This window comes from Weizmannia sp. FSL K6-3076 (genome assembly GCF_038007245.1).
Taxonomy (GTDB): domain Bacteria; phylum Bacillota; class Bacilli; order Bacillales; family Bacillaceae_C; genus Weizmannia; species Weizmannia faecalis.
Window position 1 is genome coordinate 1723875 of sequence record NZ_JBBOWU010000001.1, and the last position, 22742, is coordinate 1746616.

Here is a 22742-nt window from a genome sequence, read left to right on the forward strand (position 1 = left end):
AAACAAAGGCGGAAAAAGGAAACAAGCCAAAGTTTCACGCTTTTTTCCGTGTTTCCACGAACTGTTTGATCCGCTTGAGCGCTTCTTCGAGATTTTCCAAAGAAGTGGCATAAGAAAGCCGGATATTGTTTTCCGCGCCGAAACCGGAACCCGGGACGACGGCAACGCGCGCTTCCTCGAGCAAAGCCTCCACAAATGCGTCAACCGTTTGAAACCCAGTCAGCTTTGCGGCTTCTTTCACATTCGGGAATAAATAAAAAGCGCCTTGCGGTTTGATGCAGGTAATCCCGTCAATTTCAATCAGCTGGTTAAAAACAGCATTGAGCCGTGCCTCGAAAGCCTGGCGCATCTCTTCCACGGTGCGTTCATCCCCGCTATATGCGGCGAGTGCCGCGAACTGGGAAGGCGTTGCCGGATTGGAAGTCGAATGGCTGGCAAGATTTGTCATCGCTTTGATGATATCCCCGTTTCCGGCCGCATAGCCGATCCGCCAGCCGGTCATGGAATGGGATTTTGAGACGCCGTTAATGATCACCGTCTGTGCTTTCAGTTCCGGTGAAATGGTGGCGATCGAGACATGCCGGCTGCCGCCGTACACCAATTTTTCGTAAATTTCGTCCGACACGATCAAAATATCGTGTTTCAGGCAGACTTCACCGAGTTTTTCAAGTTCTTCCCTTGTATACATCATGCCGGTCGGATTGCCGGGAGAGTTGAGTACAAACGCTTTTGTCCGCGGCGATATGGCTTTTTCCAGCTGCTCCGGCGTTATTTTATACTGGTTTTCTTCTTTGCCTTCTACAAAGACCGGGACGCCTTCTGCAAGCTTTACCTGCTCGGGATAGCTTACCCAGTAAGGAGACGGGATGATCACTTCATCGCCCTGGTCGAGCAGCACCTGAAACAATGTATACAAGGCGTGTTTTGCCCCGTTGGTAATGATGATTTCATTTGCTTTAAAGCCAAGCCCCTGGTCTTTTTGGAATTTTTCAATGACGGCCTCTTTCAGCGATGCCATTCCGCCGGCCGGGGTATACTTCGTCTGGCCGTCCAGCATCGACTGGTACGCGGCTTCGATAATCTCCCTCGGTGTATTAAAATCGGGTTCACCTGCGCCAAGGCCGATCACATCGATGCCTTGCGCCTTCATTGCTTTTGCCTTTGCCGTAATCGCCAACGTGGATGACGGCGTTAATGCACTTACCCTTGATGCTAGTTTCATACGATTCACCTCTCCAAACGGATCAATTGGATTTTTTTAAAAAAGGAACCTCATCATAGCCGAGGCTGTTTCCTTTTATATAAGCAACTTCCCAAATGGGAACCTGGCTTTCCATGCCGAGCCGCACAGATAAAATTTTATCCGGCTGCCTTTTCTGCACCACTTGTTTCACTGCATCCTGTTTTGAGATGCCGGTATTCAAGTCTAGGACGGTCACACGTTTCGGTTTCTTTTCAGGGATCCAAACCGCTTTTTTCTTCCCGCCTTTTCCTTTCCCCACGACAACATAATAGGTGCTTTTGCCATTGTAAAGATAAAATGCATCGGCAGCCCGGATGCCGGCTTCGCTTTTGGCAACAGCGACCGCTTTGTTGTAGGCTTCATGATACGGTTTCCGTGCTTTCCAATAAGTCTCTGCCGCAAATCCGGCTATCACGATGACCAAAATGCAAATCGAGATCAGTGCTTTTTTCATTCCGAACCCTCATTTTCCATGGCGTAAATCCTTTTAAGCAGAAATTGTCATTCATATCAGTTCCCATGCAGGCCATCCTAAGCTTAGAATCATTTCCTTCATCATTATACAGCAAAAATGAATGAAAAAATGATGCATTTGATCATTTTTCCGGTCTACCCTGTTTTGTGCTGCATTGTCGCAGCACTTTTTTTACAGCCAGCTTTCAATGACCTCAAGCGTCTCGTTCAGATCCAGGTGCCTGATGCGGACCGGCGGCAGAGACTTTGTGAACGCCGGCCCGTATGTGGCCGTTTCAATCCTCCGGTCCAGGACAAGAAAAATGCCGCGGTCATGACGCGTCCGGATAAGCCTGCCAAACCCTTGTTTGAACCTGAGCACGGCTTCAGGCAAGGCATAGGCGGAAAACGGGTTTTTCCCCTTTGCCCTGAAATAATCGGACTTTGCTTCAGTAACCGGTTCATCCGGGGGCAAAAACGGAAGGCGGGCCATCACAAGGCAGGAAAGGTCATCGCCAGGGATGTCGACCCCTTCCCAAAAGCTGCTTAAACCGAAAAGAATGGCTTTGTCAAATTTTTGAAAGCTTTTCGTTAACCTCGACCGGCTGCCGCTTGATATTCCCTGGGCGATAAACATATAATCTTCAAGCATTCCGCTTTCTTTCATCAGGTGGTACACGTTTTTCAGCAAATCAAAGGATGTAAATAAAATCATCATCCTGCCTTTTGTGGCCTCCGCAACGGCAAGCAGATAACCTGCCATTTTTTCCGCAAAGTCTTCTATACTGACGGATCCGATATCGGGAAGGTCGTTCGGGATAATAAACTGCACCTGCCTGTCGAACCGGAAAGGCGACGGAATGCGGACCGTTTTTGTGGTGTGCGCTAGCCCCGTCTCGTCCAGAAAATAGCGGAAGCTTCCGCCAACGGTCAATGTCGCGGAAGTAAGCACAACGCTCTTTTTTCGCGAAAAAAAAGCTTTTTGCAATGTTTCTCCGGCATGCACCGGCTGGCAATAGATGACAAGGCTGTTCGGGAGGGCGCGCAAATCCCCTTCCACCCAGACGACATTTTCATCCCCGCCGTTTTGGCCGGCGAAAATGGCCAGGTTGTCGCGCAAAAGGCGCCAATCTTCCAAAAAGCTGTACATTTCTTCGATAAAAGCGAGTGCCTGTTCTTTCATCTGTTTTTCGGAAAGCAACTGCGAAAGTCTTTCTTCCAAAGCCTGTGAAATCTCTTTCATGGACGCCCTGATCCGTTCCGTACAGAGCAGAACTGCCTGCCATGCTTTTTGTTTCCAATTTTCTTTTTTAATTCTTAATTTGATTTTCTGGTAACCATTTGTTTCCCGGTTCACGCGCATTACTTTTTGGGCAAGCATACCGAATAAATCATCGAGCTCAGCCTCAAGGCCCTGCAGGATTGCATCGCATTCAAACGCGTGCAGTCTGGCTTTTAGCCCATATTTTTCCATCATTTTTTCCAATTTGTAAAACAGTTGTTTTTGCTCATACAGACCAAGCCTTGCCATCATATATTTCATTTGGTTGTAACTTGCGCGTTTCCCGATCGTTTCCCGGGCCGCTTGTTCAAGGCGGTGGGCTTCATCAATGATGACGTATTGAAATCCGTCAAACACCGACTGGTCCCTTTCAAGTTCCGCGCACAGCATCGCATGGTTCGTGACGGCGATGTCAGCAGAGGCTGCGCAGGCTTTGGCGTAAAGATAAAAATCCCGCGATTTCCACGGATCTTTTTTATCCGTATGCCAGCCGTCCTGTTTAATCCGCTGCCAAAAATGTTTTCCGCCGCCAGATAAATGAAGCTCGTCAAGATCGCCGCTTTCTGTTTCGGTAAGCCAGACCAGGATTTGCATTTTGGCAAATACGGCGTCGTACTGCCGGTCCGGTTCTTTTAACGACTGTTCAAACTTAAACAAATGCAGGTAATGGCTCCTCCCCTTTAGCAACACGGTCCTGACCGGGGTTTTCAGCATCTGTTCAAGCCTTTTGATTTCCTTATTTAAAAGCTGGTGCTCAAGCGCAACAGTATACGTGCTGATTAACACCGGTTTCTGTTCCGAAATCGCTTGGAAAGCGGCCGGCACAAGATAGGCAAGGGATTTGCCGATGCCCGTGCCTGCTTCTAATGCGACATGCTCCTCAGCAGAAAAAGCTTCCCGGACATGGTCCATCATTTCAAATTGGGCGGGGCGCGCTTCCATCCCGGTACCTGAAGCCGCAAACCAGGATTCTTTTTCAACTGCATCCTGCGGGTAACGGCCAATCTCACGCGGTCCGTTATCCGGCGGGAGGATTTTCCGCTTTAATGCAATACCACGGTATACTTCCATATCCGGCGGCAAATGCTCGATATGCCGCCGTTTCTCTTCCAGTATATCCTCAAAAATGCCGGCAAGGTCGTTTTTCAAGGAATAAGAAAGCGGCACGAGTTGTTCAAGTGTGACGACAGGAAGGGACGCACACTTTTCCATGCAGGCAAGAAGCAGCTTTGCCGTCACAAAAGCATCACTGTCCGCCCGGTGCGGCCGTTCATGATAAAGAGACAAAGAATCGGCCAGATCCCCCAGTTTATAACTGTTCAAAGTTGGAAATGCAATTCTCGAAAATTCAACGGTGTCAAGGCTCGGCCCGCGAAACGGCGGAAACCCCGCAGCCTTTAATTCCTGCTGCAAAAACGGCAGGTCAAACAGCACATTGTGGGCGACAAATATGCTGTCTTCCAAAATTTCCATAATGCGCGGGGCGATCTCCGAAAATACCGGCGCTTCTTCAAGCATGCCGTTATCGATCCCGGTCAATTCCGAAATAAACGGCGGTACCGGCTTTTCGGGATTAACGAAGCTTGTAAATTGCGTTTTTATCTCCCGGCCTTCAACCACAACAGCGGAAAACTGGATGATGCGATCGCCTTTTTTTGCTGAATTTCCTGTTGTTTCAAGATCTACGACTACATAGCGCTGCATAACATCACCTGACTAAAAATAATTGCCCCGTTTCTTCCATATTGTACTATTTTAACATAAAATCGATCATTCGCCACAAGCAGATGCAGAAATTAAAAAACCGCCCTGCCGGAAAAAGCAGGTGCGGTTTTACCCTTACAAAATCGTGGAAGCCGGTTCTTCCGATAACATTTTTTCAATCCGGTTTTTTGCATCAAGCAGGACAATTTTCGGATGGTGGTTTTTCATTTCTTCTTCCGTCAAAAGGGCGTACGAAATGATAATCACAATATCACCGGGTTGTGCAAGCCGGGCGGCCGCGCCGTTCAGGCAGATGACACCGGATCCCCTTTCACCCGGGATAATGTACGTTTCAAATCGCGCCCCGTTGTAATTGTTCACTATTTGCACTTTCTCATTGGGCGCCATTCCCGCAGCATCCAGCAAATCCGCATCAATCGTGATGCTTCCGACATAGTTTAAATTCGCTTCCGTCACGGTTGCCCGGTGGATTTTTCCGTTCATCACAGTCCGCAGCAAAGCAATCTCTCCTATTCTCATGTTGTTTATTCTGCAAAAATGATATTATCGATAAGCCGTGCTCTTTCAAATTGGACGGCGACTGCGAGGATACAGCGCCCATGTATGGCATGGACCGGTTCGAGGTCAGGATATGAATACAATTCTACGTAATCGATTTTCCCGGACAGATGCGCGGAAAGATGCGCTTTCACAAGGGAAATCACTTTTTCCGGGTTTCTCTCTCCCTGTTCAACCGCTTTGTTTGCCAATTGCAAACTTTTGTATATTTCGGGTGCTTCTTTCCGCTCCGCCTCCGATAAATAGACGTTTCGCGAACTTTTTGCAAGGCCGTCCGGTTCGCGCACGATCGGGCACGGGACAATGTCAATGGGAAAATCCAAATCGCGAACCAAATTTTCGACAACGGCCACCTGCTGGGCATCTTTCAATCCGAAATAAGCGCGGTCCGGCTGAACGAGGTGAAACAATTTCGAAAGAACCGTCGCCACGCCGTCAAAATGGCCCGGCCGCTTTCTTCCGCAAAGGACATCCGTCCCTTTTGTCACTGTCATTTGAACCGATAAAGCGCGCGGATACATTTCTTTAACAGACGGGATAAACAATACATCAACGCCTGCTGCTTCCGCTTTATGCCGGTCCCCTTCCGCATCGCGCGGGTATCGGTCGAAATCTTCATTCGGCCCGAATTGGAGCGGGTTTACAAAAATACTCATGATGACAATATCGTTTTCTTTTCTTGCCTGCTTTGCCAGGGCGAGATGGCCTTCATGCAAGTAGCCCATCGTCGGGACAAACCCGATCGACTTGCCTTCTTTTTTATACCGGGATACAAGCGTCCGGATTTTCTGCTTCGTTTCTGCAACACTCATTACCTGCACGGTTTTCATTTTGCATGCCCCCCGTACAGTGTTGCCAGTTCTTCTTCTTTCATCGTGTACGTATGCTTTTCTTCGGGGAACGTCCGGTTTTTTACTTCCTGTACGTATTGGCGGAGCCCCGCGCGCATCACGGTATCCGCATCGGCAAATTGCTTCACAAATTTTGCCACTTTTTCGCTTCCGTATTTTACCAGGTCATGGAATACAAGGACCTGCCCGTCTACATCAAGGCCGGCCCCGATTCCGATGGTTGGAATGGAAAGTGCGGCTGTCACTTCTTCCGAAAGCTGCCGCGGGACGCATTCCAGGACGACAGCAAAAGCGCCGGCCTCCTCGCACGCTTTCGCATCTTCCAGCAGCTTTTTGGCGGCTTCCGCTGTTTTCCCTTGGACTTTATAGCCGCCGAAAATCCCGACCTTTTGCGGCGTCAGCCCGATATGAGCCATCACCGGGATGCCTGATTCCGTAAGCGCTTCAATTTGAGCCGCGACTTCTTTCCCGCCCTCCAGTTTTACGGCATGGGCACCGCCGTCCTGAATGATGCGGGCGCCGTTTTTTAATGTTTCTTCGCGGCTCAAATGGTACGACATAAACGGCATATCGGTGACGATAAAAGTGTTTTTCGCCCCGCGTTTGACCGCTTTCGTATGGTGGACCATGTCCGCCACGGTCACCGGAATGGTCGAATCATAGCCGAGCACGACCATGCCGAGTGAATCGCCGACAAGAATCATGTCAACGCCCGCTTCTTCCGCAAGCTTTGCAGAAGGATAATCATAAGCGGTCACCATTGCAATTTTTTCTTCTTGCGCCTTCATCTTCACAAAATCCGTCGTTTGTTTCATTTTCCAACACTCCTCACCTGTCATGGATTGACCGGTGCAGAGGAAACAAACAATTGGAAAAAGGAGCCCGTCACTGGACAGACGGGCTCCCTGTTGTTTCAATTGTTCATTTTGGCCCTCTGTCCCCGTCCGTTTAAGGATCAAGGCAGAATCTATTTTGTATAAAAAGCTGAATTGGTGTAGTTCCGAAATAGATACTACCCAAGTTGATTATAGCAGGAATGGCCAGATTGCGCTATATCCGGCCAAAAATTTTGTCAATTTTTTAACGTTCGATTTCAATATCTGCGGAGTAAATGGCATGCATCTGTCCGTCTTCCCCTTCAAGCTGGAGCACGCCGTCATCCGTGATGCCGACCGCACTCCCTGAAATATCCCCTTTTAACGTATGCGCCGTGATTTTTTTCCCTGCCACATTGGCATAGCTTTCCCATAAAATTTTAAGCGGCGCAAAACCGTTTTGGAGATAAATTTCCTCGTATTTTTCCAATTTCTCAAGGATGCGCTGAATGAGCAGCGCGCGTTTTACTTTTTTACCAGAAGCAAGGGAAAGGGATGTTGCGATCGATTTTAAGGGGTCCGGGAAATCGGTTTCGTTTACATTGATCCCGATCCCTGTGATCACCGCCTGGATCCGATCCGTGTCCGCTTCAAGCTCTGTCAGGATCCCTGCGCATTTTTTTCCGCCGATTAACAGGTCATTCGGCCATTTGATCTCCGGCACAATCCCCGCTGTTTCTTCGATTGCCTGTGCGACCGCAACGGCGGCAATGAGCGTAAACGGGGGCGCCATTTGCGGCGGAAGATCCGGCCGCAGGACAATACTCATCCAGATACCGGTATATTTAGGGGAATACCAGGACCGCCTGAGCCTGCCCCTTCCTCCCGTCTGCTGCTCTGCAATCACAAGCGTGCCATCAGGACAGCCTTCCTGTACGAGCTGGTGCGCAAGCCGCTGGGTAGAATCGATCGTTTCCCGGTAATGAATGTTTCTTGCAAGCCGTTTTGTCCCGAGCCCGTACCGGATTTCATTTTTCGTCACTTTGTCGCCCGTTCCTTTAATCCGGTAGCCTTTTTTCCGAACCGCTTCCAATTCAAAGCCTTCTTTGCGCAGCTCTTCCATATGCTTCCAAACTGCCGCCCGCGAGCAGTTCAGCTTTTTCGCCAGCGTTTCTCCCGATACAAAGCCGTCCCCAGCTTCCGTTAGCAATTCTATTATTTTTTCTCTTGTGGATATTTGCACAAAACCCACCTCCGGATTGCCTCATATTGGTTTTCGATTTCGCCGTTTATCAGCGCTTTTTCAATCTCACGGAGCATTTCTTTCAGCCACGGGCCGCCTTTTTTCGAAAAAAGCGCCATCAGCTTTTTCCCGTCGATTGCCAGCTCGCTGCGGTTTTTCACCGGCAATTTCTGGAAAGCCTGCCGGAGAGCGGAAATGCGGGGCGCCGGGTTTTCGCGGCGAAAAGCACAGAAAACCGCTTCAGCATCCAATGCCGTTTGTTCGCCAGCATCGTAGAGCATAAGCGGATCCCACTTTCGCCCGGCGCGCATCCTGAAAAGGCTGAGCGTACGCACGATGGCTTTCCGTTTTTCATTCGGCAGTTTCCATTTTCGCAAAAAAGCGTTGGCATCTTCCGGGTTCGCGGCGGCAACAAGGTACACCCAAAGCTGCTGTTCTGACAATTCGTTTAACACCGGGTGCAGGACGGAAAAAAGCTGTGCTTCCCTGTCGCAAAGACCGGGGAGAAACCCCAGCAGCCCGGTTTCCTGAAGCAGTTGAAGTGCTTCATACGGATGCTCTCCTTCCAGCAATTTGATGAATTCCTGGGTTATCCGCTCAACAGCAATATGTCGGATAAGCGGTGCATGGCGCTTGATGGCCTGCTTCGTCCCGGGTTCAATACCAAAACCGAGCTGACTTGTAAACCGGGCGGCCCGCATCATCCGGAGCGCGTCTTCCCGGAATCTTTCTTCAGGGGATCCGACCGTTTCAATCCGCTTCATCCGGATGGCTTCACTGCCTCTAAACGGATCAATCAGTTTCCCGTTTTTATCCATCGCCATCGCATTCATCGTGAAGTCGCGCCGTTTTAAATCTTCAAGCAATGAGTCCACATATTCAACCGATTCCGGACGCCGGTAATCTTTATAGGCCGACTCGGTCCGGAACGTCGTGATCTCGTACTGGTTTCCTTTATATAATACAAGCACTGTTCCATGTTCAATGCCGATGTCAACAGTATGTTTAAAAAGCGCCTTTACCTCTTCCGGTTTCGCCGAGGTGGCAATATCGACATCGTGCACCGGCCGCCCGAGCAGGCTATCGCGGATCGAGCCCCCGACAAAAAAAGCTTTGAACCCTGCGTCTTCAAGCGTCCGGATAATGGGAAGCGCCGTCTGAAATGGCGGGAGCATGTCCATCAACCTCATTTACCGTTTGTTCATATATTTGTTCGTATTGTTTCAAAATGTTGCGGGAATAAAATTTCTCTTTTACCGTCTTTTCGCACGCTTTCGAAAATGCAGCATAAAGGCCTGGATCCTCAAGCAGCCGGACGGCTTTTCGGGCAACGTCGCTCACATCACCCAACGCGCACAAATAGCCGTTCACCCCGTCTGTGATGACTTCCGGAATGCCGCCGACCCGGGTGCCAATGCACGGGACACCGCACGCCATCGCTTCAAGCGCAACAAGGCCGAAACTTTCCTTTTCCGATAAAAGCAGCATCAGGTCGCTGATTGCGTACAACTCCTCGAGCCGGTCCTGCTTTCCTAAAAACAAGACATCTTTTTCTATACCGAATTGGGCAACGAGCCGGGAGACGACAGTCATTTCCGGCCCGTCGCCGACAAGGAGCAGTTTCGCCGGCATTTGTGCCCGCACTTTCGCAAAAGCCTTGACGACATCGGGCACGCGCTTTACCGCCCGGAAATTGGAAACGTGAATCAGCACTTTTTCCTTTTCCGAAATGCCGTAATCCTGTTTTAAATGGCCTGCCTCCCTTTTCCGGTATACGCGTTCATCGACAAAATTATAAACCGTCGAAATGTTTTTCTGCGGCCGGATCAAATCGTACGTTTGCCGGACGAGCGCTTCAGAAACGGCCGTTACTGCATCCGACTGTTCAATCCCGAACCGGATGGCGGAAACAAGCGACGGGTCATACCCGAGCACAGTGATGTCCGTGCCATGCAGGGTGGTCACGATTTTCATCCGGGTGCCGGCCATCATTTTGCCGAGAATGGCGCAGATGGCGTGTGGAATTGCATAATGGACATGGAGCACATCCAGCTTTTCCCTTTCCGCCACTTCTGCGATCTTAGAGGCAAGCGCAATATCATAAGGCGGATATTGAAAGACGGCGTACTGGTTCACTTCCACCTGATGGGTATAAATATTCGGGTACATTTTATTGAGCCGAAACGGGACACTCGAGGTAATAAAATGGATCTCGTGGCCGTTTTCGGCAAGCAGCTGGCCGAGTTCCGTTGCAATGACGCCGGATCCGCCTACGGTCGGATAGCACGTAATCCCGATTTTTAACTTTTTCATAAGTCGAGCACATCCAAATTCACAAGAACCGGTTTTTTGCTTAAAAACCCTTCTGCATATTTCACCCCGAGCTCTTTCCCGAACATCCTCTCACGCGCGGTGACCGCTTCAATATAGCCATCCGTAAGCGGTGTATGGACACTTCTTTCCCGTATCGAAAACTGGCTTTCATAGGCATGGAGGCTCTCAAGTTTTTTGTCCATAAAGTTGGTGACATCGACGACAAAATCGGGCGGATGAAAACCGTTTACCATATAAAAATAAAGATGTTTCGGTTTATGGGAAGGAAGATCCGGTTCAGAACGGTATTTCCCGATGCCGGCCGAAAAAAAGGCTTCCTCTGTAAGCCTGCCGCAGTTACCGTGATCGGGATGGCGGTCTTCATGAAAAGGCGCAAACACGACATCCGGCTGAAACTTCCGGATGACACCGGTAACGGCACGGATAGCGTCCGCTTGCATAAAAAGGCCGCGGTCTGGCAATTTCAGCGTTACTCTTTCTCTAACCCCGAGGCAGGCTGCCGATTTTTGCGCCTCTTTTTTGCGGTTTTCAACCGTCCCGTTCGAAGACAGCTCCGCTTCTGTCAAATCGCATATCGCAATTTTTTTCCCCATTGATGCCCATTTGGCAATAGATGCCGCCATGCCGATTTCGACATCGTCGGCATGGGCCCCGAAAGCGAGAATATCCACCTTGCCGGCCATTTCCTTTCCTCCTTCCGGTTAATCCAAAATATTTTCGAGCCCGTAAACAAATGTATTGAGGTTCATCACCGTTTCAACGGCTACTTTCACCCCTGACATGAAAGAGGCGCGATCCATCGAGTCATGGCGGATCGTAAGCAGCTGGCCGTCCCCGCCGAACAGCACTTCCTGGTGGGCGACAAGGCCGGGCAGGCGGACGCTGTGGATATGCATGCCTTCAAAATCCGCGCCTCTTGCACCTTGTAATGTTTCTTTTTCATCCGGATGCCCCTGTGTTTTTTTTCTTCTTGCTTCCGAGATCATTTGCGCCGTTTTTACGCTCGTGCCGGACGGGGCATCTTTTTTCCGGTCATGGTGTAGCTCGATGATTTCCACATCCGGGAAATATTTCGCCGCCATTTGCGCAAATTTCATCATCAGCACTGCCCCGATTGCAAAATTTGGTGCAATGATACAGCCGATTCCTTTTTGTGCGGAAACAGCCTTTAGTTCTTCCAGTTCCGCATCGGTAAACCCGGTCGTCCCGACAACCGGGCGGACACCATGTGCAAGGGCCGTTTTCGCATGGAGGAACCCTGCTTTCGGCACCGTCAAATCAATCCATACATCCGCCGGGCAATTTTCAAGGCATGCTTCCGGGTCGGTATACACCCGGACCGGTTCGCCGTTATAATCGGATACATCATTGAACAGTTTGCCATCAAAAGTCCTGTCCACTACGCCAACGAGTTTAAAATGTTCCGTCCGCTCGATCAGCCGGACCGCCTCGCTCCCCATTTTCCCGCGGGCCCCGGCAACAATAATCCGAATATCATCCATGTTTCATTACTCCTCCTGCTCTTTTCGCGTCCATCTGTCTTTATCACGCGTGTTAAATTTCTGCAAAACCATTGTATGGGCTTCCTGTAAATCAATATGTAAAGCATTTGCCATGCAAATGACGACAAACAGCAAATCGCCGAGCTCTTCTGCTACGGTTTTCGGCTTCTCATCCGGTTTTTTCGGTTTTTCCCCGTAATAATGATTGATTTCGCGCGCCAGCTCCCCAAGTTCTTCCGTCAGCCTTGCTGTAAGCGCAAGCGGACTGAAGTACCCTTCTTCAAACTGGCTGATATAATCATCGACTTCTTTTTGCATTTGCCGGATCGATTTGTTTTCTGCCATTTTCATCCCCCAATCCTGTAATCCTCTTCCATGTTAGCCAAAAACGGCAGATTTTACAAATCATATATTTGCTTTTCTCTCTGCCTGATTGCCCTTTTGTACCGCTTTCGCTATAATGGGAACGCCGGATATATACCGGGGAAGGAGGATACGGATTATGCTGAAAAAGAAAAACATTTTTTTTATCCTGCTCGGCTCTTGCATCTTTGCCTTTGGCATTGTCCATTTTAATATTCAGAACCATCTGGCGGAAGGCGGTTTTACCGGAATTACGCTGCTGCTTTACTATTTATTTCATATCAACCCCTCTTACTCCAATCTGATTTTGAATATTCCCGTATTTTTTGTGGGATGGAAGCTACTTGGAAAAAAATCGTTTTACTATACACTGGTCGGGACGGTCGGCTCCTCTCTTTTTTTATGGATTTTTGAGAAGAAACATTTCCATATTCCGCTTCGCGATGATATGTTTCTTGCGGCGCTGTTTGCCGGGGTATTTATCGGCGTCGGTCTCGGCATTATCTTCCGCTACGGGGGGACATCTGGAGGCGTCGATATCATTGCCAGGCTCGTGTTTAAATATAAAGGCGTGGCGATGGGCAGGACCATGTTCATGTTCGACGCATGCGTGATTACGCTGTCGCTTATCACCTATCTGCATTACCGTGAAGCGATGTACACGCTCGTTGCCGTTTTTGTCGGCTCGCGTGTTGTCGATTTTCTGCAGGAGGGGGCCTATACGGCAAGAGGCGCTTTTATCATTTCGGACAAGCATGATGAAATTGCCGAGAAAATTATGAAGCAGATGGACCGCGGCGTTACGGTTTTTCGCGGGCACGGTATGTTCACGAAACAGGACCGGGATGTACTGTACTGTGTCGTCGGAAAACATGAGGTGTCCCGTTTAAAAGGCATTATCCATTCCGTTGACCCCCATGCCTTTGTGTCGATGATGGAGGTCCATGATGTGCTCGGGGAAGGCTTTACACTCGATGAGAACAAACAGCCGATTGAAGATTAAAAAAGAGCTGCCGCGGCAGCTCTTTTTTAAATCTGTTTTTCAAAATGCAGGCGTTTGTTGATCAGGTAGATGACCGGCATACCAATCAGCATCACAGCAAGTTCACCGATCCCTGCCGTCAGCCAGCCGAAAAAGAAAGGCACGCCGTTAAACCATTGCATTTCCCATGCGATAATAAACATGGAGGCCGTAAAAGCAATGGAATTAAGGATCATCTGCCCCCAGACGCCCTTTATAAACCGTGCGGATAAAATGGTAATCGCAAGCGCAAGGACGGACTGACCCGTGCCGATGAACATATCATACTTGATCGGCGAGAAAAACAAGTTTGAGAGAAAAACGCCTAATACAATGCCAATCATATACTTCTTGTTAAACACAACGAGATGGTTAAAAATTTCAGAAACACGGAACTGGATGTTCATAAACGCAAGCGGCTGAATAAAAAATGTCACCGCAATATACAGCGCGGCGACAATCCCGTTGACGACGAGTGTTTTCAGTTTCATATGCATCTCTCCTTAGTTTTTTTACGTGGGATGGTTTCGAACCACGGGTTGGAAACAACCAAACTTCTTTATTATAATGCAAACTAGAACATGCAGCAAGACAAAAAAAGCTTTCCGGGTTGCCGATTCACCCCGGAAAGCTTTTCGTACTGTTAATTATTGTTGTTATTGCCGTTTAAGTTGGTAAAGATGAGGATTAAACGCAGCAGTTCAATGACCGCAACAGCCGCGGCAGCCACATATGTGAGCGCGGCAGCCGATAACACTTTGCGCGCTTCCCTTTCTTCCCCGCCGCGGACAATGCCGAGCGATGTGACTTGTGCAAGCGCACGGGACGATGCATTGAATTCAACCGGCAATGTCACAAGCTGAAACAACACGGCAAGCCCCATGAGAATGATCCCGAGCAGGAACATGCCTGTCGCATGCGTGAACATCCCGATCAAAATAAAAATCCAAGAGGCATTGCTGCCGATATTCGCCACAGGCACGAGGCGGTGACGGAAACGGAGCGGCCCGTAATTGACTTTATCCTGAATGGCGTGTCCGCATTCGTGCGCCGCAACAGCAGCCCCCGCAATCGAACGCCCGTGGTAGTTGGCAGTCGACAAATTGACCGTTTTGTTAATCGGATTGTAATGGTCGCTTAGAAAGCCGCTGTGTTCCAGCACTTTCACATGGTATAAGCCATTTTCGTCCAAGATCATCCTTGCCACCTCGGCGCCTGTCATGCCGGATGCATTTGCGACCTTTTCATACTTGCTGTATGTGTTTTTTACCTTCAGCTGGGCCCAGATCGGAATGATTGCCAAAATGAGATAGTAAATCAAAAACGACATTTGCCACCCTCCATACCCTCCATGGTAATCTTACCTTTATTGTATCCGAATAAGGTCAAAAGGTCAATCCATATGATCGGTCTCGTGACGCTCTTCTTTTTGCCCTTTGTATTTTCTCCATCCGACATACGATAAAGTAAGAATGATGATGCTGCCGGTGGAAATCATAATCCACCAGAGGGAGGGGTCGGCTTCATCTTCCTTCATGGCTTCAAACAGCTGCTTCAAATCTGTCCGGAGCGCCTCCAGTTCCTTTTTTCCGGACCCGCTGCCTGCCACCTTGTCCCGATAACGATCAATATAAGCGATTTTCGAATCGAGCCGCTGTATTTTTTCAACCGGCAGATCCACTCTTAAACTCGGCTCGATCACTGCATATTGTTTGAGGAACAGGTTTAATTTTTCGTTGTACGTTTCGCGCTTCCCTGTTGCGGCTGCTTTTTGCACCTCTGTAAATGAAGACATCACCGGCCCTTCCATCTGCGTCCAGAGCGGCTGATACTTCGATTGGATCGCATCCACCACGAGCCGGAATGACGTGCAGGCATCCACTTTCTCCTCAGGCTCTGCGCTTACTTTCGTCAACGCCTTTACCGCTTCATCATGGGTGACGGTCAAAACTCTCAATTCATCCATCGTTAAACGTTTATTTTTAAACGATTGCCTGGAAAATGTTTTCGAAAATTCATTCAGCACATTTTTTGCTTCTGCATATTGCCCGTTTTTCGCCAGCTGCAATGCCTCGTCGCTTAGGTCATTTAAATGTGCCAAAGCATCATCCGAACCTTTTGCAAAACTTTTTCCGGCAAAACTTAACATGAACACACAAAGAAGGATCACTACTTTTCTCCTCATCCTTGTCCCCCCTCATACTGTTACTAACTTATGAAGGGAGGGACAAGAGTAGACCATAAAAACAGCCCGGCGTCCATTTCGGGGATTCCTGCTTTCTGCCGACGGAAAAAGCGATTTAAAGTTCGAGGCGGAGCCGCCTTTTGTGCACGGCAAACCGGTATGCAAGCAAAAGAGAAAGGATGCTCAGCCAAAAGGTAAAATAGCCGATTTCACGGATATACCGGTATACATCTTCGTACCGGGGAAACTGCATAAAAACGTAGTCAATAATATCATTGTGCAAAGTCCATACCGCCGCAACCAAAAGATGCTTCCATTTGAATTGGTAAAACGGCGCATACAATATTCCCTCTATCGCCATTGCCAAATGGGAAGCCATCAGCATATATCCCTGCCGTGGCAATGAGCCGTTTACGATCAATACGAGAAGGTTCATCGCAACCGCCCAAATCCCGTATTTAAAAAGCGTCACCATTGCAAGTGCCTCCACATACGGCCAGTGTTTCCGCCATAAAAAGGCAAGCAGCACAAACAGAAAGAACAGGCTTGCGGTCGGGCTGTCCGGGACAAACAGCCAAAACGCAGGCGGCGTATCGCGAAGCTGCCACCCGTACCAAATGTAACCATAAATGGTCCCTGCAGCATTGGCTAAAAAAAGCATCCAAAGGACACGCCTGTCTGCCAGCGCCGCATACAATGCCGGTACATTCATCGTCTTCCCCCATTTCAAAAAAGATAGATTCATTTTAACAAAACAGAAAGCACGAAAAAAGCCGGCTTCTGCCGGCTTTTTTTGCTTTTATTTCGATTTTAGCCCGGCGATATAATCCGCCAGTTTTTTCAAATCCTGATCCGAGCCTTTAAATTGGTTAGGCGGCATTTTCCCCTTGCCTTTTTTGGCGATTTTTGCGATTTCATCCGCACTTAAGCCTGTGCCGACTAAAGAAGGGGCTGCCGCACTGCCCTGGAGATTTTCTCCGTGGCACGTCACACACGTCTGCTTGGCAAATATTTTATAGCCTTCTGCGTTTTTGTCAATGGCAACCTGTTTCACGATTTTCCCCTGCTCTTTCGCTTTTTTCCAATCGTGGTGGGCCGCCGCTTCCCATGTCAGGTAGAATATTGCACAAACCGCGAGCAGCATAAACCCGGTTGCAAGGGGCCTGTCAAGCGGCCGCCGCTTAGGGCCGCGGTCAATAAACGGTGCCAACAGCAGTGCAAGAAAAGCAACGCCCGGGATCGCGAGCCCGATCACCTGGTACGGGCCGGAAGAATAAGTATACTTTAATAGTTCATACAGGAATAGAAAATACCAGTCCGGCATCGGAATATAACTCGTATCCGTCGGGTCCGCAATTCGTTCAAGCGGCGACGGGTGTGCGGCAGTGAGACATAAAAAGCCGACGAGAAAAACAGCGCCGACGAGCCACTCTTTCAGCAAAAAGTTCGGCCAAAAAGCTTCCGTTTTACCGGGATACTCCGAGTAATCCTTAGGAATATTCGGTTTGCGGTCCGCATTAATTCTGGAATCACCAACAAATCTCATTCCTTTTCCGCGATGCATCCTTCCCCCTCCTTTTGCCCGTTATGGATACTTATTCATTACAGCGGTCCGGAAATTCCCTGCTTGCGGATCATCAAAAAATGGGCTGCCAAAAGCAGCATCAGCACCGCTGGCAGGAAAAAGACATGGATGGCAAAAAATCTCGTCAGCGTCTGGGCACCGACAATATCCGGATGGCCGGCCAAAAGCGTTTTAATATACGGCCCGATAAACGGCACCGAATCCGCAATCTGCAGGCTGACTTTTGTCGCAAAAAGCGCTTTCATATCCCACGGAAGCAAATAACCGGTGAGGCCGAGCCCGAGCATGACGAAAAAGATGAGCACGCCGACAATCCAGTTCAGCTCGCGCGGCTTCTTGTATGCGCCCTGGAAAAACACCCGCAGCGTATGTAAAAACATCATGACGATGACGAGGCTTGCCCCCCAGTGGTGCATTCCTCTCACAATCTGGCCGTATGCCACATCATGCTGCAAATAATAGACAGAGTGCCAGGCATTTTTAATATCCGGAACATAGTACATCGTTAAAAACATACCCGACAGAATCTGGATGGCTGTTATAAAAAAAGTGAGCCCCCCAAAACAATAGACAAAAGCGGAAAAATGGTGCGCCGGGTTGACATGCTCCGGCACTTCATGGTCAGCAATATCCCGCCAAAGCGGCGTAATATCAAGGCGCTCGTCGACCCAGTCATACAATTTGCTAAGCATCTCTTCCCCCTCACTTCACATATGGATTTTTCTGCGGTTTGCCCAGGTACAGATAGCCGCCCTTTGTTTTGACAGGGTATGCATCCAAAGGCGCGGAAGGTGGTGTTCCCGGTATGTTTTTCCCGTTTTTCTCATACCGTCCGCCGTGGCAGGGGCAAAAAAACTGATTCGGATGCGCTTTGTTCGTATTCCAGTTCACGGTACAGCCAAGATGTTTGCAAACCGGTGAAAGCGCCACAATATCGCCTTTACTGTCTTTATACACCCAGGCCGTCTGGGTGACATCCGACTTATACCAGCCGTCCGTCTGTTCGTATTTAAAATCGACACGCACCGGTTCGCTCTTAATATCAGAAACTTTCAATTTGGTTGGATGAAAGTCGCCGGCTGCTTCCGCCTCGAGCACCGGGTCGACGGCAAAACGGAGCATCGGCATCAGCGCACCCGCAGCCATAAATCCGCCTACGCCCATCAGCGTGTAATTTAAAAACTGCCTCCTTGACACCGGATCTTTTTTGCTCAACCTGTTCCCCCCCTTACAGAACTGTTGGTTTCCTAATATTTTCAAGATGTAGCAAATACACTCTTATGATAAAACAAAGATATTTGCCGGTCAATGAATATTGTCTATTTTATGTCAAGTATCTTTCTACTCGAAATAAACTGATATTTTAATATAACTTTTTCAGTTTTCTCCCCATGACCGGACAATAATGGAGATAAGCTGTTTTACCTGTTCATCTACAATGGCATCCTGCTGTTTTTGTTCCATATGTTCAAGTGGGACAGCCGGTAGCCAGACCACATTTCCGTTCAGTTCGGCCTGAAGCCTTTGCCAGCCGGGATCGCTGGTCAAATAAAAAATATGCCGGAACCCGCTTTCAGTCAATTCGGCTTCCCATGACTTGATGGCAGGCCCCGCACTGTCCGGGATCGTCTGCTGCAAATAAGGGAAAGCGGGCAGCAAAACAATCCGGCCTTTAAATTGCGACTCGAGGCAGCCTGCGATCATCTGGATCCATTCATATCCGGAAGCGAGCTGTCGGATATGGTCTCCGAATGAAACCGGGACAAGCGGCAGGACTGCCGTGTCAATAAAGTAACGTTCCTGTTGATACAATTCCATGTCTTTTGCACGCCAGCGCACAGATGATACCCCTTTCATTTTCCCCGCGGGCAGAAACCGGAAAGATTAATCATCCAGTTTTTTCATCTCCCCGCTTAATTCGACAAAACGGCCGTAATCTTTCTCATCGAGCGCTTTGTCGATTTCTTCCCGCAGTTTATTCCGTTTAAAGTCTTTCATGCTTTTTTCCAATAATTTTTCCGCCATTTGCCGGTCTGTCTCGTTTATATGGAGATCTTTCGGCATATACGGGTTTTCTTCAAGCACAGCCGCATACTGGTACGATAAATGGGATTTTTTGAAATTGAGCTGGATATAAATGTCTTCCTCACGGTTCAGCCGGATATCATGGAAAGACTTTTCCGCATCCGTTGTCATAATATTATCTTTATAAAAGCGGAACGGCACATTGTCCACGCAATGCGTCGACATGATAATGCCGCGCGGGCAAAGATGCGCTTCCTCGACGAAATGGACTTTTTCCATCAGCTGGTCGTGGCTCATTAAATAATTCAAAATCCAGACTGACTCCCGTCTTTTTAATTGGTAATGATTTAAAAACCAACGGATAAACTCCTTTTTCTCGTTGATTGAAACAGGGGTGAGAGCCATCGTAATCCCTCCTCTGCAAATTGAATGGCCGTGTTTACAGCGGGCAGCTTTTTTGATAAAACATTGGTTTACACCTTCATTATACCTTTTCCCGTCTAAACCGCCTACGAAAAAGTCCGGCAACGATGGCCGCAATTAATTTCCGTCTTCAAGCCTTTCAAGAAGTGCAATCCATTCATCATTTGCCGGATCTTCGCGCAAAAGCTTTTGGAAAATGCCGTAAGCCTCTTTCCTTCTCCCTTCTTCAATCAGGAAATAACCGTAATCCTCCAGAAACACCGTGTCGTTTTGTAAATCATTATATGCATATCCATAATACTTTAATGCCTGAGAATATTCTTCCAAATGCTTAAGCGATATGGCCAGATCCCAGTAAAGCCGAGGGTCGGTATCCCCTTCTTTTTCCATGCTGAGGGCCCGGTCACGGACTTCTTCGTACCGCTCCTTTTGAAGCAGCAGCTCGTTGTAGGAAAGGGCCGCATCCAAATAGCCGGGATCCAGTTCCAGCGCTTTTTTAAAATAATTTTCCGCTTTTTCCTCATCGCCTGCTTTTGTAGCCATTTTTCCAGCAAAATGATAAAGTTCTTTATCATACTCGTCTTCTTTTATGCCCTTTTCAGCAGCAGCAAGCGCTTCTTCCGGCATTTGTTCGTGCTCATATGCACGGCCAAGATACAGGTAAAGCGGATGGTAGCCGGGATCCGTTTCCCGCAATTCTTCAAACAGCTCTATCGCTTTTTCATAAAATCCTGCCTGGTACGCGGTTAAGGCATATCCAAATAATGTGTTCGCCTCAAAGCGGCCTTCCATCGCATGCTCATATTGGTGCAAGGCCTCTTCAAACGCGCCCGCTGCGCTCAGCACTTCTGCAAGGCGCCCGTGGATGTTTGTATCCGCAAATGTATCGATCCCTTTGCCCAAAAGCCACTCATATTCACGGGAAGCTTCCGCATATCGGGCACAGGAAGCGTAAAACTCGGCAAGCGCAAAATGGATGACAGGTTCTTCCGGCAAAAGCGATGCAGCTTCCATCAGTTTGTTTTCGCTGACCTCATACAGGCCCTGCATTTGATACAAATCCGCAAGCAAAAGCAGTGCACGCGGGTAATCGGGGTCCGTCTCCGGAATGCGGTCGAGGTATAATATGGCTTCTTCTTCATTGTCCATATCAATAAGCGTTTCCGCCATTAAGATCACAAGCTCGCCGTCATCCGGATAAGACGCAAGCAAATCTTTATATAATTGCTGTGCTTCATTCAGAAAACCGAGGCCCTCAAGTTGCCCGGCAAGCGCATATTTCTCTTCGTCCGTGCCGAGCGCGAGAAAATCTTCAAATGTTTTTTTCGCCTCCTCGAGCCGGCCTTCTTCCAAATGATCCAACAATTGTTCCATTAAGCTCATGAAAATCTTCCTTTAATCTTTGATGTGTTTCCTTTTGCTGAACCTTTTGCAACGTTAGCCGCGGGATTTTTGCAAAGCCAGAATCTTGCAAAGCCAAAATCCCCGGTTGCCGCTAAAAGCGCTCCCCCGGTCCCCTGGTAAAATGGCAATCGCCCTTTCCCTGGAGCCCACTTGCCTGCAGGAAAAACCGCGGGTGGCCTTTGGCTAAATCATAATGAATTTTGAAGGCCAGGGCAAATCATTTGCCTTTCCGGGTTCCCTGTTTAAGTATTTCTCCGCCGTGCATGAAAATCCCTTTTTTTCACAGCAAAAATAAAGCGGGGCACGGGATTTTGAATTTCCGCACCCCGCTTTTCCACGGGCATCATGATCAAGCTGTTCTCTGTTATCCTGAAAACAGGCGCCGGCTGATTTTCATTCTTTTGCTGGTGCCTGTTTTCAATAGGCGTCTAAAGCCGTTACAGAACGGATTTCAGATCATCAAAAAACTGCGGGTATGATACGGCGATTGCTTCCGCCCCTTTCAGGCAGACAGCATCCTTTGCCACAAGTGATGCAACGGCAAGCATCATCCCGATTCTATGATCCCCGTGGCTTTCCACCGTCCCGCCTGAAAGCCGGCAAGGGCCTTCAATGATCATGCCATCCGCTGTCGCTTCAATATGGGCGCCCAGTTTCTTTAATTCCCGGACAACCGTGTCAATCCGGTTTGTCTCTTTCACTTTCAGTTCTGCGGCATCTTTTATGACCGTCCTGCCTTCCGCCTGTGTAGCAAGAAGGGCAATGATTGGAATTTCATCAATGAGGCGCGGAATCAGCCCGCCGCCGATTTCAACGCCTTGTAAAGCAGCCGGACGGATCACCAACGTGCCTGTTTGCTCGCCGTCAGATGGGGCATGTGTTTCGATCACTTCCATATCCGCGCCCATTTGCTTTAAAACGTCAATGATCCCGGCACGGGTCGGATTGAGCCCGACATCCGGCAAGACGATTTCACTCCCGGGCACGAGCGAAGCAGCAGCCATAAAAAAGGCGGCGGATGAGATATCGCCGGGCACAACGATCTCCGTGCCATGGAAAACCGTGCCGCCCCGGACGGAAATCGTTCTCCCTTCCGTCCTGACCTCGCCGCCAAATGCCCGGATCATTCGTTCAGTATGGTCGCGGGTGGGCTGCGGCTCATGCACGATTGTAGTGCCGTCTGCCTGAAGACCGGCTAAAAGAAGCGCGGATTTTACCTGCGCGCTTGCAACAGGCAGCCGGTATTCGATTCCCTGAAGCGCCCCGCCCCTTATAGAAAGAGGGGTGAAATTGCCGCCCATTCTTCCGTCAATGTGCGCGCCCATTTCGCAAAGCGGTTTTGTGACGCGCTGCATTGGGCGCTTTGCAATCGATTCGTCGCCGGCAATGACCGAATGGAAGGGCCGGCCGGCAAGAAGACCGAGCATCAGGCGGGTCGTCGTACCGGAGTTTCCGGTATCGAGCACCGTTTCCGGCTCCGCCAAACCGTCCCATCCTTTTCCAGCAATCACCACCCGGGTGCCATCCCGTTCGATCGGCACGCTCATTTGCTGAAAACAATGAATGGTGCTCAAACAGTCGGCGCCGGGGAGAAAATTTTCTACCATCGTTTTTCCCCTGGCGACAGCGGCAAACATAACCGACCGGTGGGAAATCGATTTATCCCCCGGAACTTTAATCGTACCTTTTAACCCTGTTTGCGCGGGTGCCAATTTTTCCATTGCAGCCAC

The 22742-nt window shown here is 49.1% G+C and carries 24 protein-coding genes and 1 riboswitch; of the genes, 1 reads left to right on the forward strand and 23 read right to left on the reverse strand.

What is annotated here, in order from left to right; translation table 11 throughout:
* Nucleotides 1-34 precede the first annotated feature (34 nt).
* The 12 genes from NSS95_RS08015 to NSS95_RS08070 form a co-directional block, all read right to left on the reverse strand.
* Nucleotides 35-1222, reverse strand: a complete 1188-nt coding sequence (locus tag NSS95_RS08015) for a pyridoxal phosphate-dependent aminotransferase (protein WP_017550453.1) — start codon at nucleotides 1220-1222, stop codon at nucleotides 35-37.
* 22 nt (nucleotides 1223-1244) lie between these two features.
* Nucleotides 1245-1697, reverse strand: a complete 453-nt coding sequence (locus tag NSS95_RS08020; protein WP_014098186.1) for a cell wall elongation regulator TseB-like domain-containing protein — start codon at nucleotides 1695-1697, stop codon at nucleotides 1245-1247.
* Between the two features lie 192 nt (nucleotides 1698-1889).
* Nucleotides 1890-4682 carry an ATP-dependent DNA helicase DinG gene (gene dinG / locus NSS95_RS08025; protein ID WP_035188085.1) on the reverse strand — a complete coding sequence of 931 codons (2793 nt, stop codon included), beginning with the start codon at nucleotides 4680-4682 and terminating at the stop codon, nucleotides 1890-1892.
* Nucleotides 4683-4817: 135 nt separating this feature from the next.
* Nucleotides 4818-5201, reverse strand: a complete 384-nt coding sequence (panD, locus tag NSS95_RS08030) for an aspartate 1-decarboxylase (protein ID WP_014098184.1) — start codon at nucleotides 5199-5201, stop codon at nucleotides 4818-4820.
* Nucleotides 5202-5227: 26 nt separating this feature from the next.
* On the reverse strand, nucleotides 5228-6073 hold the full coding sequence (gene panC, locus NSS95_RS08035; RefSeq protein ID WP_185740949.1) for a pantoate--beta-alanine ligase: 846 nt from the start codon (nucleotides 6071-6073) through the stop codon (nucleotides 5228-5230).
* A gap of 14 nt (nucleotides 6074-6087) precedes the next feature.
* The gene (gene panB, locus NSS95_RS08040; RefSeq protein ID WP_110134018.1) at nucleotides 6088-6927 is read right to left on the reverse strand and encodes a 3-methyl-2-oxobutanoate hydroxymethyltransferase; all 840 of its coding nucleotides are present in this window, start codon (nucleotides 6925-6927) and stop codon (nucleotides 6088-6090) included.
* A 265-nt stretch (nucleotides 6928-7192) separates the two neighbouring features.
* Complete coding sequence (locus tag NSS95_RS08045; RefSeq protein ID WP_017550456.1) at nucleotides 7193-8170, reverse strand: biotin--[acetyl-CoA-carboxylase] ligase; 978 nt, start codon at nucleotides 8168-8170, stop codon at nucleotides 7193-7195.
* A complete protein-coding gene (locus NSS95_RS08050; RefSeq protein ID WP_017550457.1) occupies nucleotides 8143-9345 on the reverse strand; it encodes a CCA tRNA nucleotidyltransferase in 1203 nt (400 codons plus the stop codon). The genes NSS95_RS08045 and NSS95_RS08050 overlap by 28 nt, the downstream gene beginning before the upstream one ends.
* On the reverse strand, nucleotides 9299-10483 hold the full coding sequence (gene bshA, locus NSS95_RS08055) for an N-acetyl-alpha-D-glucosaminyl L-malate synthase BshA (RefSeq protein WP_014098179.1): 1185 nt from the start codon (nucleotides 10481-10483) through the stop codon (nucleotides 9299-9301). Before bshA ends, NSS95_RS08050 begins: the two co-directional genes overlap by 47 nt.
* Complete coding sequence (bshB1, locus tag NSS95_RS08060; protein ID WP_014098178.1) at nucleotides 10480-11187, reverse strand: bacillithiol biosynthesis deacetylase BshB1; 708 nt, start codon at nucleotides 11185-11187, stop codon at nucleotides 10480-10482. Before bshB1 ends, bshA begins: the two co-directional genes overlap by 4 nt.
* Before the next feature lie 18 nt (nucleotides 11188-11205).
* Entirely contained in the window at nucleotides 11206-12006 is an 801-nt protein-coding gene (gene dapB / locus NSS95_RS08065; RefSeq protein WP_013859487.1) for a 4-hydroxy-tetrahydrodipicolinate reductase, read from the reverse strand.
* Between the two features lie 6 nt (nucleotides 12007-12012).
* Nucleotides 12013-12357, reverse strand: coding sequence for a nucleotide pyrophosphohydrolase (locus NSS95_RS08070; RefSeq protein ID WP_014098177.1), 345 nt, complete (start codon nucleotides 12355-12357; stop codon nucleotides 12013-12015).
* A gap of 151 nt (nucleotides 12358-12508) precedes the next feature.
* On the opposite strand from NSS95_RS08070, the gene NSS95_RS08075 reads away from it, so the two are divergent.
* Entirely contained in the window at nucleotides 12509-13372 is an 864-nt protein-coding gene (locus tag NSS95_RS08075; RefSeq protein ID WP_017550458.1) for a YitT family protein, read from the forward strand.
* 26 nt (nucleotides 13373-13398) lie between these two features.
* Here the strand turns inward: NSS95_RS08075 and NSS95_RS08080 are convergent, their stop codons facing one another.
* From NSS95_RS08080 to aroA, 11 genes are all read right to left on the reverse strand, one after another.
* Nucleotides 13399-13881, reverse strand: coding sequence for a QueT transporter family protein (locus NSS95_RS08080; protein WP_017550459.1), 483 nt, complete (start codon nucleotides 13879-13881; stop codon nucleotides 13399-13401).
* 6 nt (nucleotides 13882-13887) lie between these two features.
* A riboswitch (PreQ1 riboswitch) is annotated at nucleotides 13888-13932 on the reverse strand.
* A gap of 101 nt (nucleotides 13933-14033) precedes the next feature.
* Entirely contained in the window at nucleotides 14034-14720 is a 687-nt protein-coding gene (locus tag NSS95_RS08085; protein WP_013859491.1) for a zinc metallopeptidase, read from the reverse strand.
* Nucleotides 14721-14783: 63 nt separating this feature from the next.
* Complete coding sequence (gene ypjB, locus NSS95_RS08090) at nucleotides 14784-15575, reverse strand: sporulation protein YpjB (RefSeq protein WP_014098173.1); 792 nt, start codon at nucleotides 15573-15575, stop codon at nucleotides 14784-14786.
* A gap of 115 nt (nucleotides 15576-15690) precedes the next feature.
* A complete protein-coding gene (locus NSS95_RS08095) occupies nucleotides 15691-16287 on the reverse strand; it encodes a DUF1405 domain-containing protein (RefSeq protein WP_017550460.1) in 597 nt (198 codons plus the stop codon).
* Nucleotides 16288-16374: 87 nt separating this feature from the next.
* The gene (locus NSS95_RS08100) at nucleotides 16375-17139 is read right to left on the reverse strand and encodes a menaquinol-cytochrome c reductase cytochrome b/c subunit (RefSeq protein WP_014098171.1); all 765 of its coding nucleotides are present in this window, start codon (nucleotides 17137-17139) and stop codon (nucleotides 16375-16377) included.
* A gap of 38 nt (nucleotides 17140-17177) precedes the next feature.
* Entirely contained in the window at nucleotides 17178-17852 is a 675-nt protein-coding gene (gene qcrB / locus NSS95_RS08105) for a menaquinol-cytochrome c reductase cytochrome b subunit (protein ID WP_013859495.1), read from the reverse strand.
* A 10-nt stretch (nucleotides 17853-17862) separates the two neighbouring features.
* Nucleotides 17863-18375 (reverse strand): QcrA and Rieske domain-containing protein, encoded by a 513-nt coding sequence (locus tag NSS95_RS08110; protein WP_013859496.1) that lies wholly within the window; start codon nucleotides 18373-18375, stop codon nucleotides 17863-17865.
* A gap of 162 nt (nucleotides 18376-18537) precedes the next feature.
* Nucleotides 18538-18999 (reverse strand): YpiF family protein, encoded by a 462-nt coding sequence (locus NSS95_RS08115; protein WP_014098170.1) that lies wholly within the window; start codon nucleotides 18997-18999, stop codon nucleotides 18538-18540.
* Between the two features lie 45 nt (nucleotides 19000-19044).
* Nucleotides 19045-19590: a ReoY family proteolytic degradation factor gene (locus tag NSS95_RS08120; protein WP_014098169.1), complete on the reverse strand. Its 546-nt coding sequence runs from the start codon at nucleotides 19588-19590 to the stop codon at nucleotides 19045-19047.
* A 135-nt stretch (nucleotides 19591-19725) separates the two neighbouring features.
* Nucleotides 19726-20991, reverse strand: a complete 1266-nt coding sequence (locus NSS95_RS08125; RefSeq protein WP_014098168.1) for a tetratricopeptide repeat protein — start codon at nucleotides 20989-20991, stop codon at nucleotides 19726-19728.
* A 458-nt stretch (nucleotides 20992-21449) separates the two neighbouring features.
* Nucleotides 21450-22733, reverse strand: a complete 1284-nt coding sequence (aroA, locus tag NSS95_RS08130; protein WP_014098167.1) for a 3-phosphoshikimate 1-carboxyvinyltransferase — start codon at nucleotides 22731-22733, stop codon at nucleotides 21450-21452.
* Between the last annotated feature and the right edge of the window lie 9 nt (nucleotides 22734-22742).

Excerpts from the sequence above, each read along its gene's own strand:
- NSS95_RS08015 (WP_017550453.1), bottom strand. The coding sequence starts at position 1,222 with ATGAAACTAGCATCAAGGGTAAGTGCATTAACGCCGTCATCCACGTTG.
- NSS95_RS08020 (WP_014098186.1), bottom strand. The coding sequence starts at position 1,697 with ATGAAAAAAGCACTGATCTCGATTTGCATTTTGGTCATCGTGATAGCC.
- dinG (WP_035188085.1), bottom strand. The coding sequence starts at position 4,682 with ATGCAGCGCTATGTAGTCGTAGATCTTGAAACAACAGGAAATTCAGCA.
- panC (WP_185740949.1), bottom strand. The coding sequence starts at position 6,073 with ATGAGTGTTGCAGAAACGAAGCAGAAAATCCGGACGCTTGTATCCCGG.
- panB (WP_110134018.1), bottom strand. The coding sequence starts at position 6,927 with ATGAAACAAACGACGGATTTTGTGAAGATGAAGGCGCAAGAAGAAAAA.
- NSS95_RS08050 (WP_017550457.1), bottom strand. The coding sequence starts at position 9,345 with ATGCTCCCGCCATTTCAGACGGCGCTTCCCATTATCCGGACGCTTGAA.
- bshA (WP_014098179.1), bottom strand. The coding sequence starts at position 10,483 with ATGAAAAAGTTAAAAATCGGGATTACGTGCTATCCGACCGTAGGCGGA.
- bshB1 (WP_014098178.1), bottom strand. The coding sequence starts at position 11,187 with ATGGCCGGCAAGGTGGATATTCTCGCTTTCGGGGCCCATGCCGACGAT.
- dapB (WP_013859487.1), bottom strand. The coding sequence starts at position 12,006 with ATGGATGATATTCGGATTATTGTTGCCGGGGCCCGCGGGAAAATGGGG.
- NSS95_RS08070 (WP_014098177.1), bottom strand. The coding sequence starts at position 12,357 with ATGAAAATGGCAGAAAACAAATCGATCCGGCAAATGCAAAAAGAAGTC.
- NSS95_RS08075 (WP_017550458.1), top strand. The coding sequence starts at position 12,509 with ATGCTGAAAAAGAAAAACATTTTTTTTATCCTGCTCGGCTCTTGCATC.
- NSS95_RS08080 (WP_017550459.1), bottom strand. The coding sequence starts at position 13,881 with ATGAAACTGAAAACACTCGTCGTCAACGGGATTGTCGCCGCGCTGTAT.
- NSS95_RS08085 (WP_013859491.1), bottom strand. The coding sequence starts at position 14,720 with ATGTCGTTTTTGATTTACTATCTCATTTTGGCAATCATTCCGATCTGG.
- ypjB (WP_014098173.1), bottom strand. The coding sequence starts at position 15,575 with ATGAGGAGAAAAGTAGTGATCCTTCTTTGTGTGTTCATGTTAAGTTTT.
- NSS95_RS08095 (WP_017550460.1), bottom strand. The coding sequence starts at position 16,287 with ATGAATGTACCGGCATTGTATGCGGCGCTGGCAGACAGGCGTGTCCTT.
- NSS95_RS08100 (WP_014098171.1), bottom strand. The coding sequence starts at position 17,139 with ATGCATCGCGGAAAAGGAATGAGATTTGTTGGTGATTCCAGAATTAAT.
- qcrB (WP_013859495.1), bottom strand. The coding sequence starts at position 17,852 with ATGCTTAGCAAATTGTATGACTGGGTCGACGAGCGCCTTGATATTACG.
- NSS95_RS08120 (WP_014098169.1), bottom strand. The coding sequence starts at position 19,590 with ATGGCTCTCACCCCTGTTTCAATCAACGAGAAAAAGGAGTTTATCCGT.
- NSS95_RS08125 (WP_014098168.1), bottom strand. The coding sequence starts at position 20,991 with ATGAGCTTAATGGAACAATTGTTGGATCATTTGGAAGAAGGCCGGCTC.
- aroA (WP_014098167.1), bottom strand. The coding sequence starts at position 22,733 with ATGGAAAAATTGGCACCCGCGCAAACAGGGTTAAAAGGTACGATTAAA.